13 protein-coding genes are annotated in these 16,445 nt (G+C 57.6%); 2 read left to right on the plus strand and 11 right to left on the minus strand.

Going from position 1 to position 16,445, the window contains the following annotated elements:
• The 4 genes from ACWIUF_RS18930 to ACWIUF_RS18945 all read right to left on the minus strand — a co-directional run.
• Positions 1-1,846: hypothetical protein (locus ACWIUF_RS18930; protein ID WP_448574086.1), on the minus strand; the 1,846-nt coding region annotated here is incomplete at its 3' end.
• A gap of 444 nt (positions 1,847-2,290) precedes the next feature.
• Positions 2,291-3,301: a tetratricopeptide repeat protein gene (locus ACWIUF_RS18935; protein WP_448574087.1), complete on the minus strand. Its 1,011-nt coding sequence runs from the start codon at positions 3,299-3,301 to the stop codon at positions 2,291-2,293.
• A gap of 196 nt (positions 3,302-3,497) precedes the next feature.
• Positions 3,498-4,526 carry a sodium/glutamate symporter gene (locus ACWIUF_RS18940; RefSeq protein ID WP_448574098.1) on the minus strand — a complete coding sequence of 343 codons (1,029 nt, stop codon included), beginning with the start codon at positions 4,524-4,526 and terminating at the stop codon, positions 3,498-3,500.
• A complete protein-coding gene (locus tag ACWIUF_RS18945) occupies positions 4,513-4,944 on the minus strand; it encodes a hypothetical protein (RefSeq protein WP_448574088.1) in 432 nt (143 codons plus the stop codon). Before ACWIUF_RS18945 ends, ACWIUF_RS18940 begins: the two co-directional genes overlap by 14 nt.
• A 93-nt stretch (positions 4,945-5,037) precedes the next feature.
• Between ACWIUF_RS18945 and cobA the strand changes: the two genes are divergently transcribed.
• Positions 5,038-6,804 (plus strand): uroporphyrinogen-III C-methyltransferase, encoded by a 1,767-nt coding sequence (gene cobA, locus ACWIUF_RS18950; RefSeq protein ID WP_448574089.1) that lies wholly within the window; start codon positions 5,038-5,040, stop codon positions 6,802-6,804.
• A gap of 199 nt (positions 6,805-7,003) precedes the next feature.
• Here the strand turns inward: cobA and thiL are convergent, their stop codons facing one another.
• The 3 genes from thiL to ACWIUF_RS18965 all read right to left on the minus strand — a co-directional run bounded on the left by thiL (position 7,004) and on the right by ACWIUF_RS18965 (position 10,064).
• Entirely contained in the window at positions 7,004-8,002 is a 999-nt protein-coding gene (gene thiL / locus ACWIUF_RS18955; protein WP_448574090.1) for a thiamine-phosphate kinase, read from the minus strand.
• A gap of 8 nt (positions 8,003-8,010) precedes the next feature.
• Positions 8,011-9,777 (minus strand): hypothetical protein, encoded by a 1,767-nt coding sequence (locus ACWIUF_RS18960; protein ID WP_448574091.1) that lies wholly within the window; start codon positions 9,775-9,777, stop codon positions 8,011-8,013.
• A 146-nt stretch (positions 9,778-9,923) separates the two neighbouring features.
• Positions 9,924-10,064: a hypothetical protein gene (locus tag ACWIUF_RS18965; RefSeq protein WP_448574092.1), complete on the minus strand. Its 141-nt coding sequence runs from the start codon at positions 10,062-10,064 to the stop codon at positions 9,924-9,926.
• 238 nt (positions 10,065-10,302) lie between these two features.
• On the opposite strand from ACWIUF_RS18965, the gene ACWIUF_RS18970 reads away from it, so the two are divergent.
• Positions 10,303-10,758 carry a Fur family transcriptional regulator gene (locus ACWIUF_RS18970; RefSeq protein ID WP_448574093.1) on the plus strand — a complete coding sequence of 152 codons (456 nt, stop codon included), beginning with the start codon at positions 10,303-10,305 and terminating at the stop codon, positions 10,756-10,758.
• Positions 10,759-10,822: 64 nt separating this feature from the next.
• Here ACWIUF_RS18970 and era read toward each other — a convergent pair whose 3' ends face one another.
• The 4 genes from era to pruA all read right to left on the minus strand — a co-directional run bounded on the left by era (position 10,823) and on the right by pruA (position 15,972).
• Positions 10,823-11,752, minus strand: coding sequence for a GTPase Era (era, locus tag ACWIUF_RS18975; RefSeq protein ID WP_448574094.1), 930 nt, complete (start codon positions 11,750-11,752; stop codon positions 10,823-10,825).
• 13 nt (positions 11,753-11,765) lie between these two features.
• Complete coding sequence (locus tag ACWIUF_RS18980; protein ID WP_448574095.1) at positions 11,766-12,140, minus strand: hypothetical protein; 375 nt, start codon at positions 12,138-12,140, stop codon at positions 11,766-11,768.
• A 208-nt stretch (positions 12,141-12,348) separates the two neighbouring features.
• Complete coding sequence (locus tag ACWIUF_RS18985) at positions 12,349-12,759, minus strand: hypothetical protein (RefSeq protein ID WP_448574096.1); 411 nt, start codon at positions 12,757-12,759, stop codon at positions 12,349-12,351.
• 237 nt (positions 12,760-12,996) lie between these two features.
• Positions 12,997-15,972: an L-glutamate gamma-semialdehyde dehydrogenase gene (gene pruA, locus ACWIUF_RS18990; protein ID WP_448574097.1), complete on the minus strand. Its 2,976-nt coding sequence runs from the start codon at positions 15,970-15,972 to the stop codon at positions 12,997-12,999.
• Positions 15,973-16,445 lie beyond the last annotated feature (473 nt).

The following is a 16,445-nucleotide window of genomic DNA, read 5'->3' on the forward strand; positions in this document are numbered from 1 at the left end:
CCGTAAAAGAGGTCACTGGCGCCATACTCGGTTCGTCTGCAACCGAAGACGCCTGACTCGCGGCTGGAGGCGTGCGTCCTACCGCTTCACTCCACTGGCTCACAAATCTTGGAATTTGGGGAGAGGGTCGCAATGGCTGAATGCCCCGTTGGGATGAGGTTGGCAGGGGGGGCACCACGACCTCCGTTGCCGAAGCTGGCTCCGTTACCGGCGCGGCGGGAGACTCGGCCTCTGGAACTACGGTGGGGGCGGCAGCTTCATCAACCTCGGCTACCGCAGCCCATTGGTTAAAGCGCTGCCACAATTCCGCCTGCATCCGATCGGCAGGGAATGCAGTGACCTCAGGTGACTGGCTCACCGGAGCGGCCTGGGGAGCACCCTCAGCCTGGGGTGCTTCCGCCTCAACCTCGGCTTCTGCCACGGGTGACACTGGCCCAGCCGCGCGGGCTTCCGTGCGGGGAGCTGCTGCCGCTCCCTCGGCGGGTACTTCATCAACTTGATCCAGGCTAGCGCGATCGCCCTCCCGTGCCGACAGGAAAGCAACCGCCGGCATATCCATCTTCGGACTGGGTACGATCGTCGCATCGCGATCGCCCACTGGCTCTTCAGCAACATCACCCCCCGCCAGCTCACTGACTAGAGATGGCGCGTCAGAAACTTCAAGCGGGGAACTCGCCGCTGCTTCATTGAGCAAGGAATGGAGATGGCTGGATACCTCCGCCAGATCGAGATCAGCCGCGCTACCGGCCAAATTAGCCTCAAGATGGGTGAGGGCAGGGATGGCCCCACCGTGATCATGCGGCCTTTCTGCGGAAGAATCCTCTAGCGCCTCGGCTGACTCATTACCCAATGCTAGGGCCGACAAATCCGGTTCACCCGTTGCATCCGTTACCGGGTTAGCTCCTGTCGAAGCACTGGTGGCATTGAACATCGATCGCCGCAGGGCTGGCATATCCAGACAACGTTCCAGGGCTGTCTTAAATTGCAGGGCATAGCTTTGTTGCCGACTCAGGCGGGTTTTCAGATCCCGACAGGTCATCTCAGCCTGCATCAGGGCATGGACCTTTTCATTGATATGGACCTGGGCCGTAGCCACGTCCTGTTCCAACTGCGCAATGCGCTCCTGGCTCCCTTCCAACTGCTCCGTCAGGGTTTCGATCATGATCTGCTGGCGTTGGGCCGTCTGTTGGGCCAATTCCAAATCGCGATAGAGACTACTGGTCTGGGTTTGAGATTCTGCCAGGGCTTGGGCCTGTTGCACCAGCAAGGTTTCCTGATTTTGCGATCGCGTCATTTGCAATTGCAGGGCCGCCTGGGTTTCCTCCAGCGTGATATCCAGGATGGCTTTTTGCTCCAGTAGCTCCCGGTTTTGCTCCTGTAACCGCAGATTTTGTTCCTGGATTTGTTGTAGCTGGGTTTCCCACCCCTCGTTGGCGGTCGAGGCTTCGAACTCAGAGGTCAACTGGCTCACCCAGGCCGCCGTTGCGATCGGTTCCGGGGTATCCAGCGGGGTATCCAGATCGGTGGCCGAGGCTTCCGTCACCGCCGCCGTCGAAGCGGCTAGGTCTGGCGCGCTGAAGACGGGAGTGTTGGGGGCCGTTGGGCTGGGCGTCGCTGGCTCGTCTGTTGCCGCCAGACTAGTTTCCAGGCTAGCCCCAGGTCTTGTTCCTGGGCCGCTTAAGGCCGGGTCAGGCGCAGTGGACAGGGGTAAGACATCGGCCCCATCCGGAGGCAGCTCTGGCTTCCGTGCTAGATCGTGCTTATCCCGACTGGGCGTCGGCCCAAATCCCGCAGGCCGATGGGAGGATCGCTTTCTCGGAGTCGTTGGGTTGTCGGCTTCACTCATCACGCTTTATCCAACTAGATTATCCAACTAGAAATCATGGTCAATCCACGTTGCTTCCTTTCGGAACCGAGCAGATGTCCTCTCCCCGCATCACAGGCTTAATTACTGCCCATCGCATCCAGCTATCAACGGTTGCAAACCCATGACACGCCTACTGTGCTTGTCCAAGCGATTCCGCTGGATTCCCCTGCTAGGAGTGGCTGCCGAGCGACCAGTCAGCAATTATTTTTCGCATCTACACCCAATGGCTCCAGGGATTGCGATCGGAACCTAAGCCCACCGTTGCTTCCCCCAAATGAGTGCAGAAGTAATTTACGACATACTCTAATGCACAAACTCTGTTTAGCAACAAATTTGAACTAAATTAACAAATTTACTCCCGTCTTGGCAGGGTTACCCCCCGCGTGGGCTAGACTGTCCCCCTTGCCCCCTTGCCCCCTTGTCTTAACTGCGGTTTGGCACTGTCCCTGGACTGGGTACACCACTTTGCTGCTGGGCTTGTTGCAACTTTTGATCAGCCCGGGTGGCCCAGGTGGGATTGCCCTGAAGGGTATAGAGATCCCTGGCATACTGCAACAGTTGGCGGGCATCTTGAAACTGCCCCTGTCTCAGGAAAACCGTTCCGGCCCCATAGTAGGCATTGGCATAGTTGGAGTCCGCTTCTGCGGCTTTGCGAAAGGCGGCGAGGGCCTCGGTTAAGTTCCCCTGTTGAAACAGGAGGGAACCCAGGCTGTAGTGGGCTTCGGCATAGTTGGGATTGATTTGTAAGGCTTCCCGGAAGGCATTCCGTGCCCGATCGCGGTTCCCCTGTTGAAGATAGAGTGTCCCCAGGTAGTAGGAAGGTTCCGGCGCTTTGGGGCTGTATTGTTGTGCCTTCTCGAAGGCCGCGATCGCCGCTGGAATTTGCTGTTGTTGCAGGTATACCAGGCCCAAGTTGTAGTGGGCAAGTCCTAACTGGGCATCAATTCGGACCGCCTGCTGTAAATATTCTAGGGCCAGGGGGAGGTTATTCCCCTCCAGCAGCGCCGCTCCCAGGTTAGCAAAGGCGAGGGCAAATGTCGGATCGGTTTGGGCGGCCTGGTAGAACGCATTGGCGGCAGCCTGAAGTTGGCCCTGTTGCCGGAGCGCTAGCCCCAGGTTGTAATGGCCAGCGGCAAGGCTGGGGTCGAGTTGGATGGCCTTCTGAAAGGCCGCGATCGCCGCCGGTAGCTGATTGGCCTGGACTAAACTAACCCCCCGGTTCAGCCAATTCGCCGCCGTTTCCTCCCCCGCCTGCGCCAGATTGAGTGGAGGCCTGGGGGGGGAGAGGGGGGCTGCCCCCGCCGGAGCAACCGCGACCCCACTCACAAGGAAGCTCAAGAGGAGGGGAACCAGGTACCGCTGGGTGGGAAAGGCGGCTCGCGATCGGCCCAGTCCCATCGGTTGTTGCTGTTTCTGCCAATATTGTGTCTGCATCACACTTCCCCCAACGCGGATTCAAATAAGCCAACCTTTGCCCAGAGTCAGGCGACGCCTGTTGCATGGCGATCGGCGGCTATTCCTGTGAGAGGCACGATCGTCTGAATGGGCACCCCTCTGGGATTTCATTGCGCGTTAGGGTAACAAGACTGATGGCAAGTTGCCAGAGGTGGCGTTCCGCATCCTGGCTCGTTTATGAGGTCAGCGTCCGCTGGCGTTGACGCCGCCGCTCTTTGATGAGTAGATAGCCCATCACTAACCAGAAGAGCAGTAACCCCCCGGTGATCCCTAATGTGGGCACCAGTCCCAGTTGCATGATCAGGACCGGCGCAGCGGCGGTGAATAAGCCCCCACCGACGATCGGTTCAAAAAATAACTGCTTATAGGCAAATGCCTCGAAGGCTCCGGATTGATTCTGGGGATCAACCATGCGCAGGAGCAGAATACCCGTGGCTGTCACCCCCATTGACTGGCCCATGTCGCCAATGCCCTTCTCAAACCAATGGTCAGGGAAGATGCGGGGGGCGAAATACAGAAACGCCAGAACGTTCCAGAGAATTCCCACCACACTGAGAATCAGGAAGGTGGGGAGGTTGCTACCAATCACCCTGAGGGAAATGGAGGCAAGGGCCGTGACCACCACCACATCCAGGGCGAGGCCCGCAATACTCTTCATCAGGGCGGGAATAATCAGGGCTGCCAGTCCCCGCCGCTCCAGGAACCATTGCACTAACATGCCCCCAATTAGGGCCATCGGGAAGAGGGGCACATAGCGGATGATCTGCACCCCGGTGGCCCCCCAGGTTACGGACTCTACCCAAACCAAGCCCTGCAAGATCAGCCAGCCGACGATAATTGCAGCCCCCACAATCCCAAAGTTGACCGAAAGCGGATCAATCAGGAGGTTGTGCATCAATTTAGCCCGACGACGGCGCACCTCTGGGCTTTCCGTATGGGTCAGTTCCGGGAGATCATCGGGCTGCTCCGGATCGGTAACCAGGATGGGGATATGGCTGCGACGACGCCCCCAGTCGGCTAGGGCTGTCCCACAAATAATCCCCGACACAATGCCCACGGTTGCGAGACCTAAGGCGAGGTCAGGGCCGTCGGCAAACCCCAACTCCTGAAGGGTTTCTGCCATCCCCCCGGCGGTGCCGTGTCCCCCCTCAAAGGCAATTTCAATTAAGGCTCCGGAAATGGGGTTGGCGTTAAAGACGGGGATGAGGAAGGATCAACAGGGTAACCAGAATGCCCAGCACGTACTGGCCCCAGGCTAGGGTTTGCCCAAAGACGACCTGGGGGGCGGTTTTGCGCCAGATCTCACGGGGATTCGGAATCGCTTCCCCAAGAAACAGGGCCGCAAAGACAATGTTGATGAAAATACTGGGTGACTGGGACCACACACTCCGAATCGGTTCGGAGAACAGGCCGTTGGCTAGTACGGCGTCTGGCCCCCGCCAGGCCGTCACGATCGCGCCGAGTACCTGGGGACCCAGGAGCAGGGCGAGAATACCCGCCACGATCGATTCGGGTAGATAAAGCTTTTGTATCCACCGGATTTTTTGCTTTAAATAGCGCCCTGCTAGGACCAGGATCGCAATGAGGATAAAGGCAAAAAAGACATCCCTAAGATTAAACATGTCCCATATTTAGATGCTGCAAATGAGAAAAGTATTATAAGGACCGGTAGAAACCCGCCGCGAAATCACATAGATTAAATTAATTTAATAAAGATGGGGGTAACGGTAACCGAAACCCCCGATTTTGATCGGGTGAGGGTCATTTTTCCGAGTATGCCTGCAAACACACCTACAAACACACCTACCCGTACGCCTACTAAGACATCCAGCACCCTGGGCCAGGTGTGGATTGTCGGGGCGGGGCCAGGAAGCCTGGACTACTTAACCCTGCAAGCCTTTCACTGTCTGCGCCAAGCCGAAGTGCTGATCTACGATGCCCTTAGCGATCCGCGCCTACTGGATTGGGTGCCCACCACCTGTGAAGTGGTTTGTGTGGGGAAACGAGGGGGGCAACCGTCGATCGCCCAGGCGGCGATTAACCGTCTCCTCGTCACCCACGGTCAGCGCGGGAAAACGGTGGTGCGCCTGAAGGGGGGCGATCCGTTTATCTTTGGGCGCTGCCGGGAGGAGATGCAAGCCCTACGGGAGGCGGGCTGCCCATTCACGGTGATTCCCGGTCTTTCTTCGGCACTGGTGGCACCGTTGCTGGCGGGGATTCCCCTCACGGATGCGGGACTGAGCCACTCGTTCGCGATCGCGACGGCCCATGATCTCAGGCAATTGAACTGGTCTGCCCTCGCGGCGATCGCGACTCTGGTCCTGCTGATGGGCGGTCGGCATCTGGCGGCGATCGTCGCCGCACTCCAGGCTCAGGGACGCTCCCCGGATACCCCGATCGCCCTGATTCGCTGGGCCGGACGCCCGGAACAACAGATTTGGGTGGGAACGCTGGCGGATATTACCCACCAAACCCAGGGCCAATCCCTATCGCCCGTGGTGATCGTCATTGGGGAGGTGGTACGTTGGCATGAGTATTTCGCCGCCAGTGCGATCGCGCCAAGATCGAGCATTCCTGAACCGGGCCTCCCTGAACGGAGTGTCCCCTGGCCCAACCCCGTGGCAAGATGGGACAGGCCCATTCCCGATGTTTCCCTGCCTGTGATGCCAACCCCTGTGTCCCAACCCTTACCGCCGTTGACGAATACGACCATCCTGGTGACGCGATCGGCAACCCAATCCCAGGAATTTACCCATCTCTTGCAGGCTGCCGGCGCAACGGTGCTGGAAATGCCCACGCTGGTGATCAAACCGCCCTCTAGTTGGGCCGCCCTGGATGCGGCGATCGCCCAGTTGGATCGCTTCCACTGGTTAATTCTCACTTCAGCGAATGGGGTGGAGGCGTTTTTTGAACGGTTAGCCGTGGCCGATCGGGATGCCCGCGCCCTAGCCGGGATCAAAATCGCCGCTGTTGGTAAGAAAACCGCCCGTACCCTGGAGCACTATGGCCTGCGACCGGACTTTGTGCCCCCCGAATTTGTAGCTGATGCCCTGGTTAGCCATTTCCCGGAAGCCGTGAGTGGGCAGCACCTCCTGTTCCCCAGGGTGGAAAGTGGTGGCCGGGAGGTGTTGGTCAAGGAACTCACCCAAGCCGGGGCGATCGTCACGGAGGTGGCGGCCTATGAGTCGGGCTGCCCCGATCAGGCGGACCCGGCGATTCTGGCGGCCCTGACGGCGGGCACGGTGGATGTGATTACCTTTGCCAGCTCTAAAACGGTGAAGCACTTTGCCCAGCTCGTGGGGATTGTGCCCCCTGACACCCCCGCAACGCCAGGGGATTGGTTAGCCCAGGTGGCGATCGCCGCGATCGGTCCCCAAACAGCCCATGCCTGCGAACAATGGCTGGGGCGGGTGGATATTGAGGCCCGTGAGTATACGCTAGATGGCTTAGTGCAGGCGATCGTGGCTTGGCGTCGGACCTAGCCCGTTGGCTTGAGCGGCTCGCCGGTTAGTGTCAAGGTTCTTGCTCAAGTAACGCCTACTTCCACGACTTCCACGATCACTGATATCGCAGTAGTCAGGCCCATTAGGACACTGTCAAGGCTGTGATCAACAAGGGGCTTAAGCCCCTAACCTGAATGACGATGGCGATAGCTTGCAGCAACCCAGCTAGGTGTCGGTGTTAAAAATGCTGAAAGCCCTGGGCCAAACTTAAGGGAATGCTTCCTTGCCCATCGATCAAGAAAACCCCCGGATCAGCGGTAACCTCCCCGACGATCGCCGCATCCCCCCCCAACCGTTGCACCAAAGCCGCCGCTGTTGCCAGCGGCAAACACAGCACTAACTCGAAATCTTCCCCCCCGTACAATACCCACGCGATCGCCTGTTCCGGGGACACGATCGCCCTGGCCGCTGGCGGCACCCGTAACCGTTCCCGTGCAATCCTGGCTCCCACCCCACTCGCCCGACAGATCTGGACGATCGCATCCGCCAAGCCATCGCTGCTGTCCATTGCGGCAATATCAGGCCGACACTGGGTTTGGGCGATCACCTGCCACAATGGCTCAATCACATCCAGACGCGGCACCGGATACTGATGGGCACGCAGCCAACGCTCGCGCGCAGCCACCTGGACGGTTTCCCCTAAACTCGGCTCTAGGAGAATGGCTAACCCCAATCGGGATACCCCATGTAACCCTGTCACCACGATCGCATCGCCCGGTTGCGCCGCCGATCGCCGCAGCACCCGCGCCGGGTCAACCTGGCCTAGGGCCGTAATCGCGATCGACCGGACTGGTGACTGGCTCAGATCGCCCCCCAGGATGTGCCCCCCATAGGCTTGCAAGCAGGCCGTCATCCCGCTGTAGAGGCCATCAATCCAAGCGATCGGGACCTCTCCCGGCATGGCCAACGCGATCGTGATCCCCAAGGGCGCGGCCCCCATTGCCGCTAGATCCGAGAGATTCGCCGCGACCGCTCGCCAACCCACGGCCTCCGGCGGTGTGGTGCGATCGCTAAAGTGAACCCCCTCCACCAAGACATCCGTCGTCACCACCAATGATTGACGCGCCAAAGCGGGCAGCACGGCGGCATCATCCCCCACCATCCCCGGTGGGCAAAAGGGGAACAGTAATTGCAACACCCCCTGTTCCCCCAGATCGCGAACACACGGCTCCCCCATAACGACGCTTAACCGTTGGGGGAATGGGTGGTCAGCAGACTGCCCGTACTGTCATACACCTGCACCGGAATACCGGCATTCCGGCTAATCGATTGCAGGGTGAAGTCGAGCGCTTGCCATTGGTTGATAATTTCGGCCCGGACCAGTTCGGATTGCAGCCGCTCTGCCGTATTCAGGGTAACCTCATAGTCGGGGGTCAGGGTCACGGTAATCGCCGCTGCACTCACACTATGGGTACAGCGGCGCGGTTGCCCCCCACAGGCGTGCTCCAGATCATTACGAATATTTTGTAGGTTATTGAAGGCGACGAGGTTAGATTGGGCCGATCGCATCGCCTCATCGTAGGTGGGGATCAGGGATTGGGCCTGGGTCGCCGGGAGGGTGTCGGGCGGAATCTCTTGCAGGCGGGCGCGGGCCGCCTGCCAATCAGTCAGCGCCTTAGACCATTGGTTTTGGCGTTCGCTGGCCCTAGCCTGTTCCGCCAACTGCAAAGCCTTACGGTAGGTGGTTTCGGCTTGTTCCTCCTGGCGGATACGATCGCGTACTGTATTCAACTTGCCTTGATAGTAGGGCAGCAGATCCGTTGCATTGGCATGGGCCATTGTGCCACTGGGGATGAGTTGCAAAGGACGCACGGCACTGTCCCAAAGGGTTGCCAATTCCTGCCAATCGGCCAGGGTGCTGGCATGGGGCTGACGGGACTCCGCTGTGTCCGCTGCTGTCTTGGCGGCGGTGAGGTGACGATCGCTCTCCTGCTCCCGTTGGATGCGTTGGGCGATCGCGTTGAGATTCACTTGGTATTCCACCAACTTGCGTTCCGCCAGGGGGGCGAGGCCACTGGTTTTGGGAACTTGCTCTAGGGGCGCGATCGCCTCCTGCCAGAGGGCGCGAATCGCCGTCCACTCGGCCAAGGGATGGGGGGGGTTTTGGCTGCGTTGGGCAGCGGCAGTGGCCTTATCCTGGGCCAGGATAATCAGATCCAGGGTTTTGAGTTGGGCGCGATATTGGGGGACGAGGCGATTGGCCTCCCGCGCCGCTTCCGACCAGCGGGGCACGTCTCCCAGATAGTCGATCGCCCGGAGAAGCTGTTGACGGGATTTCGCTAAATCAGCCGTCGTGAGGCCATAGGTATCGGTATTCGCCTGATCGATAGCTTGTTGCTGCAAGCGTTCTGCTAGTTCTAGGGGCTGGCAACTGCCGATCGCGCAGGGCCGCGTAAACAAGAACAGACTGCTGCCAAAGGAAACCACACACACCAGACCGATCACCGCCAATACCGACCAGTGGGGCCATAACCTCGGCTCAGGGTCTACGCCCTCTTCCTCGAGAACGCGATCGACCGCCGCGTACTCAACCAATCCGACCTCGTGATGCGATCGCGACGCGGTGTCCTCGCCTAGGACAACCAAGGCCTGACTGGCGGCAGACCAGGTGGCAGATCCATCTGCGGTCTCCTCGGTTCGCGTGCCCAGCCCATCGGGACTATCCCTATCCCCCATCACCACCGTGGCCTCAACGACCGTGGCCGTGGCCTCCGTGGCTTCTGCCCCTGAGCCAGGGATCGCTGCACCTAAAACAGGTCTCGTTGCGTCTGAAGCCGCATCTGAAGGGGGCACCCTGGGTTCATTCGGGTATTTATCTAGGGGGGCATCCAGGGGTTCATTCAGGGGGGCATCCGGGGCAGCCCCTAAGTCCACAACGGGGGACACGGGATCAGCAGCAGTTGCCGCCGTGAGATCATCGGTCAGGGGGATTACCGGGTTGTCTTGCAACATGGGCCTGAGTGTCTCCCAATCTGGATGGGCATAGCGTAGCTGATGACGATCGTTGGGTCCTAATGGCGTCCTGTTCAGGGTACCTCACAACCGCTCAACAGGGTACTGGATGTTCCCCCAAATTGCACTTTGTGCGGCAACTTACGCTAGGCACAGGGATCTCGCTGCTCCCGTTGCCAGAAAACTGCGGCAGCCAGATACTCGGATAACCGCGATCGTTCGCTCCAGATTACATTGCCCTGACGATCGGGCCAGATGTGACCCGTTAAACCGCAGGGATAACCCACCCTTCACTAGCTAATAGCAAAAGATTCTCAATAAGATTGTTTTCTTGCAAATCGCCTTGAAGTTGGTTATATTCTCAATAAGCAGCGATGCTTGGCGATGCGCTAGAAGAATTGTGCTAATTGTGCCAATCGCGCCAGTTACTCACAGAGTCTTATACAGGGGTTTTCGAGAAGAGTTGTCGTCATTGCGCAGTATTGAGCGTTAGTAATCTATCAACAATACTCTATTGACAATATTATGATGATGTACACCACTGCTTCGCTAAAAGCTGAACTCAACGAACGAGGATGGCGACTAACGCCCCAACGAGAAACGATCCTGAATATCTTCAAAGATCTTCCTAAGGGTAACCACCTTAGTGCGGAAGATCTGTATAATCTGCTTCACGAACAAGGGGAAGGTATTAGTCTTTCGACAATTTATCGAACCCTGAAACTGATGGCTCGGATGGGGATTCTGCGGGAGTTGGAGTTAGCAGAAGGTCATAAGCACTACGAACTCAATCAACCCTATCCCTATCATCACCACCACTTAATTTGTGTGCGCTGCAATAAGACCATTGAGTTTAAAAGTGACCAAGTGCTCAAGATTGGCACTAAAACCTCACAAAAGGAGGGCTATCATTTGCTCGACTGCCAATTAACGATTCATGCCATCTGTCCCGCCTGTCAGCGATCGCTCTTACCTATCTAGATATATGTTTACTGTATTAGTTGCCTGATCTTGCAGCCTGTACCGTTGGTATTAACCACAGTCTTTAAGAATCCTCAACTCGATAACCCAACTCGGCCAATTGCGATCGCGATTGCCGCCATTTGGCTTGGACTTTCACAAAAAGTTCCAGATAGACCTTGCCATCGATGAGTTTCTGGATTTGCTCCCGTGCGGCGGAGCCAATGGTTTTCAGCATTTGGCCCCCCTTGCCAATCAGGATGCCCTTCTGGGAGGCGCGTTCCACCATAACAGTGGCCAGAATGCGGGTAATCTTTGGATCTTCCTCAACCCGATCGATGATGACTGCAACTGAGTGGGGGACTTCCTCGCGGGTGAGCAACAAAATCTGTTCGCGGATCAATTCGCCCATAATGAACCGCTCTGGCTGGTCTGTGACTAAATCGGGCGGGTAGTAGTAGGGACCGGGTTCCAGTCGCGCAATTAATTGGGTTTGGAGGTCATCCAGCCCCATGCCCGTCAGGGCCGAGAATTTCAAGACAGGCCAGTGGTAGGGAGCGGCGAGGTCGGCATAGCTAGCATCCAAGGCCACCGCCTCGGCTGGCTGACAGTCGCATTTGTTTAAACCCAGCAGGACCGTAGCGGCAGATTGCTGGCTCAGGAATTCAGCAATGTAGCGATCGCCCCCCCCAGCAGGCACCGCAGCATCCACGACAAACAGCACCACATCCACCAGGCCCACGGCACTCCGGGCGTTCTTCACCAACACTTCCCCCAGGGGATGGTGGGGTTTATGAATACCGGGCGTATCGACGAAAATCAGTTGGGCAGTTGGCGTTGTCAGAATGCCCCGCAGCCGATTCCGGGTGGTTTGGGCTACGGGGGAAGTAATTGCAATTTTTTGCCCCACCAAATGGTTCATGAGGGTTGATTTACCCACGTTGGGCCGCCCAACGATCGCAATGAAACCGGAGCGAAACCCAGCGGGTGGGGTGGGGATGACCAAACTATTCAAAACAGATTTGTGGCTAGAGGGTAGGATTGGTGGATTCGGGCGGGGTTGGGGGTGTTGGCTGGGGTGTCCCCAGGCGTTCCCGTTGTTGCTTGCGGAATTGGGCCGCCGCGTCATCCAGGTTTTGCCTTTGTTCTTGGTTGAACGTGTCCATGTCCAGGTTGCCAAGCCGTGCCCGGTGGATCATGTCAAAGACACTTAACCCATTGCCCGATCGAGAGAAAGATCCGGGTCCTTGCTCGGCATTGGGTCGGAAGTCACTGAGGGGATTGGTTGTTTCCTGTGCCCAACCCGCCTGGGCCAAGATCAGGGGAGTTAGCCCCAAGCTGAGGCAAGCCCAAGCCAGCCGTTGGGGCCAGACTGGTGTGTGTTTCGGTGCATTCAGTGCCATTACTGCCTCTCCCGGATTGCTGACCAAACTGCATTGACGCTGGCAAGGCCCCTAAGGTTCCCGCCGCTCTCCTGGCGCGATCGCCCTGCGCTATCACGATTCTGACATCCCCATTGCCTAAAGGCTACGCGATCGGTTGAGTTTTCTGGGTTCCCTGCCACCTGCTGATGCCGAACCTCTGGCTAGATTAGCGGCTTGGGAACCCCGATCAACTGCGCAGGCGGGATCGTTGCCGTTGCCGCGATTCTCCTGCGAAGACGCTGCGCGATCGCCGCTGCCCTGGGGTGAGCCGGGTAATTTGCTCCCGCCGTTGCCAAAAGGTTAGGCTAAAACTGAGGATACCCACTAGACGCTGAAGTTGCTGAAGTTGAACCTCTAGGCGCTGCAATTGGTTCCGGAGATGATGGGTGCCTCGCTCCCCGATCATGATGTAATGGGGGGCGGGCGCTAGGACCCGGTGGGTTTGGCGTTCAACGGCACTCAAGGTTTGGGCGGCTCTTTCCAGGGTAAGACGCAAGCGCCACAGCTTCCACGCGATGAAAAGGCACACCAGCGAAACCACAAGGTTGAAACCCACAATAAACGTAATCAGGGCGTCCTCCCGGCACTGCCTCACCATCAGAGTGCCTCCCCTTTTGGCTGCCCTTACCCTGGTATCTTGCGATCACCTCTGTGCCTCCGTGCTTCTGTGGTAGACATGAAACCACGGAGACACAGCCAACCCAGAGAAAATCCTTTGATCTGGCTTCCCCACGGGAAGAAGGAATGCCGGTTGTTTGGCCAAACTGGAAGGCTCCCGACCATCATACCTTGGCCGCAAAGGCCCTGGATATCAAACCAAACGCCTATCCCCCCATTAGTCCGCCCCTTCAATGGGCGCAAACCCCTGCCGTTGCACGTTCTCGGTCACCACGCGGGGTTCCAGGAATTGCAACAGGTAATCGGGTCCCCCGGCTTTGGAACCCACACCGGAGAGCTTGAAGCCGCCAAAGGGCTGACGAGCGACGATCGCCCCCGTAATCCCCCGGTTGATGTACAAATTCCCCACTTCAAACTCGGCTTCGGCCCGTTGAATATGGGACGGGGTACGGGAATACAGCCCCCCCGTGAGGGCGTAGTTCGTGCCGTTAGCCATCTGCAACGCCTCATCAAAGTTGGCGGCCCGGATGACAGCCAGGACGGGACCAAAAATTTCCTCCTGGGCGATCGCGGCATCGGGGGCGACCTCACTGAAAATTACCGGCCCGACAAAGGAGCCGCCTTCGGGGGTGGGCAGTTCCAACGCCAACGTAGCCTCGGCTTTGCCTTTGGTGATGTATGCCTGGATGCGGGCCTGGGCCGTGGGATCAATCACGGGACCGACCTTGGTGCCAGGGGCGATCGCGGGGCCGACGGTGAGCGATCGGGTTGCTTCTACCAAGCGGGCGAGGAAGGTGTCATAAATCGAGGCCAACACAATCACCCGTGAACACGCGGAACACTTTTGGCCGCTGTAGCCAAAGGCGGACTGGACGACCCCCTGCACCGCCTGATCCAGATCGGCACTTTCGTCAATGATGATGGCGTTTTTCCCGCCCATTTCCGCTACCACCCGTTTCAGATGCTTTTGCCCCGGTTGCAATATGGCGGCATCGGCGTAGATCCGACACCCGACTTCCTGGGAGCCGGTGAAGGTAATCATGTGAACATCGGGATGCTTGACCAAATGGGCACCGACAGTGGAGCCTTTCCCCGGCACAAATTGGAAAACCCCAGGGGGCATTCCGGCTTCGACGAGGATTTCCGCTAGCTTGGCCGCAATTACGGAGGACGTTTCTGCGGGCTTGAGCAACGTGCAGTTCCCCGCGACTAGGGCGGCAACGGTCATGCCCGTGGGGATTGCCAGGGGGAAGTTCCACGGGGAAATGACGACGACAATGCCACGGGGTTGGTAGTGGTAGCGATCGGTCTCGCCCGCGACATCGTAGCTGTAACCGCGATCGAGGCGTTCCATCTCATCGGCGTAGTAGCGGCAAAAGTCGATCGCTTCGGTGATTTCGGGATCAGCTTCTTGGACAATTTTGCCCACCTCGAACACCATCCAGGCGATTAATTCGGCCCGCCGTTCCTCCATCAGATCAGCGGCTTTGCGCAGAATCGCGGCCCGTTCCGCAGCGGGGGTTTTGCGCCATGCGGGGAACGCAGCTTTGGCAGCGACGATCGCCTGCTCGGCCTGGTCAATACTAATCAGCCCCAGATTCCCCACCACTTCGCTGAGTTTCGACGGATTCACCGAGGCGATCGTGGTTTCGGTCTCTACCCAAGCCCCATTGATTAACGGACGATAGGACTTACCGAGATTGGCTTGTACTTGCTGGAGCGCGTCTTTGATTACATCCCGTTTGACGGCGATCGCAAAATCAGTATCCGCAGCGGCATGAAACGGTGTCGTCGCCACGGGTTCACCGGTATCGTCAGCCGCTACTACGGGGGGCGCGAGCAATTCCTCAGCGGGACGGTTTTCCAAATTTTGCCGCAGGAAGGAACTATTGGCCGTGTTCTCCAGCAAGCGCCGAATCAGGTAGGCCATGCCGGGGATGAGTTCGCCGTAGGGAGAATAGACCCGCACCCGACTGCCGCGATCGACGAGGGCCTTGGCAAGTTTATCCCCCATGCCGTAGAGAACCTGCTGTTCAAAGTGGCGCTGGGGCACTTGCAACTGTTCGGCCACCGCCAAGGCATAGGCTTGGGTGCGCACATTATGGCTCCCGATCGCGGCATAGAGAACGTCGTGGTTTTCTAGTAACAGCCGCACCAGATTTTCAAAGTTGGCATCGGTGGACGGTTTCCGGTTGTAGACCGGTTGGGGCCAATGGTGTTGTTGCGACTTAATCGTTTCCTGATCCCAATAGGCCCCTTTCACCAGGCGCACGGTGAGGGGGGTGCCCCGTTGTTTAGCCCAGAGGATGAGGTCTTGCAAATCGTGTTCACTGTCACGCAAATAGCCCTGAATCGTCACCCCAATATCCGATCGCTGCCGGAATTCCGACTCCATCAATAACTGTTTCAAAATTGCCAGGGTCAGGTTTTTATAGGCATACTGCTCCATATCAAAGTGGATCGCCGCCCCGACTGCCTTGGCCCGTCGCAGCAATTGGCGCACCCGTTCCGTCACCTGTTGCTGGGAACCCGCCGCATCCCAGGGATTGAATTGGGAGTAAAACGCTGTCAATTTGACCGAGACTTGGACCTTGGGTAAATCTTCGCCATCGGCTTGGTCAATCTGGGGAATCGTGGGCCACGATCGTGCTGCCTCGGAAAGTTTGTCCAGTAGTAGCAGATAGGTATCCAGGTAACGCTGGGCTTCGGATTCGGTGATCACGGCTTCACCCAGGAGATCCAGCGTAAAGGCCATTTTTTCCTTGCGCAGGCGCTCGATCGTCTTAATGGCCTGCGGAATCGTTTCCCCGGCAATGTATTTATGGGCTAGGGCTTCAACGGCAGTAGACACCGTGGTCGCCGCCAACTGTCCCGGTACCGAGTCCGGATTGGCGAAGTTGAGCAATCCCTTCAGGGCCGCAGGCAATTCGACGGATGCATCCCCCAGGTATTCCTGCAAATGGCGGGCAATTTCGGCTTTACTGTGCAAGGCAGGCAGGCAGTCGATAAAGCGAAACAACTGCACCCGCAGGCCGGGATTACTCATGGCCCAGCCGAGGAGGCGATCGTCCCAGCGCATCTGATCGCGCATCTGGGCGAAGAAGGACCGACTTTCCTGGGTTGCCGCCAGCAGGTGGCGGGCGATTTCTTGGGTTTTAGCCTCGTAGGGACTACCGACAACTTGAGCGACCACGGCGTATGAACTCCATTTCCGAGCAATTCCTACTCCCCATTGTCAGGCTTAAGGGACCCCTGCACGGTTGCCCAGGGGGGGAAGCCAGAACTTCTTGACGAGAAGGAAATACCCGTATTTATCCTTAAAGGCCAGATTTCCATGACGAAGATCATCGCTAAAATGCGTAAAATTACAGACAAAAGCTTAATGATTCTTATTGTTGAGTGAACAAATTTGTCCTGCTAGCTAAAACTTTAAAATAAGCGAATATTTATGGACAAAAATTCATATTTTCCGGACCATCTCTTGACATCTAGAGGCCCAGTAGTGTTTATACTGATTTGAGTAAATCCAGAAGTGTTGAAAGTTAGGTTAAGCGATGGAAAAAAGGGACAGAATGCAGTATTCTGTCCTCTAACAAATAAAAAATGATGTTCTATGATAGCCTCATTCCCGAAGCTTGTCAAATTGATCTTGAAGCAGCTTTGTCC

The organism is Trichothermofontia sp. (assembly GCF_053493415.1).

What these genes read in the sequence shown, in the direction of transcription:
- ACWIUF_RS18935 (WP_448574087.1), bottom strand. Translation starts at nt 3,301, where the DNA reads ATGCAGACACAATATTGGCAGAAACAGCAACAACCGATGGGACTGGGC.
- ACWIUF_RS18945 (WP_448574088.1), bottom strand. Translation starts at nt 4,944, where the DNA reads ATGTTTAATCTTAGGGATGTCTTTTTTGCCTTTATCCTCATTGCGATC.
- cobA (WP_448574089.1), top strand. Translation starts at nt 5,038, where the DNA reads ATGGGGGTAACGGTAACCGAAACCCCCGATTTTGATCGGGTGAGGGTC.
- thiL (WP_448574090.1), bottom strand. Translation starts at nt 8,002, where the DNA reads ATGGGGGAGCCGTGTGTTCGCGATCTGGGGGAACAGGGGGTGTTGCAA.
- ACWIUF_RS18960 (WP_448574091.1), bottom strand. Translation starts at nt 9,777, where the DNA reads ATGTTGCAAGACAACCCGGTAATCCCCCTGACCGATGATCTCACGGCG.
- ACWIUF_RS18970 (WP_448574093.1), top strand. Translation starts at nt 10,303, where the DNA reads ATGATGATGTACACCACTGCTTCGCTAAAAGCTGAACTCAACGAACGA.
- ACWIUF_RS18980 (WP_448574095.1), bottom strand. Translation starts at nt 12,140, where the DNA reads ATGGCACTGAATGCACCGAAACACACACCAGTCTGGCCCCAACGGCTG.
- ACWIUF_RS18985 (WP_448574096.1), bottom strand. Translation starts at nt 12,759, where the DNA reads ATGGTGAGGCAGTGCCGGGAGGACGCCCTGATTACGTTTATTGTGGGT.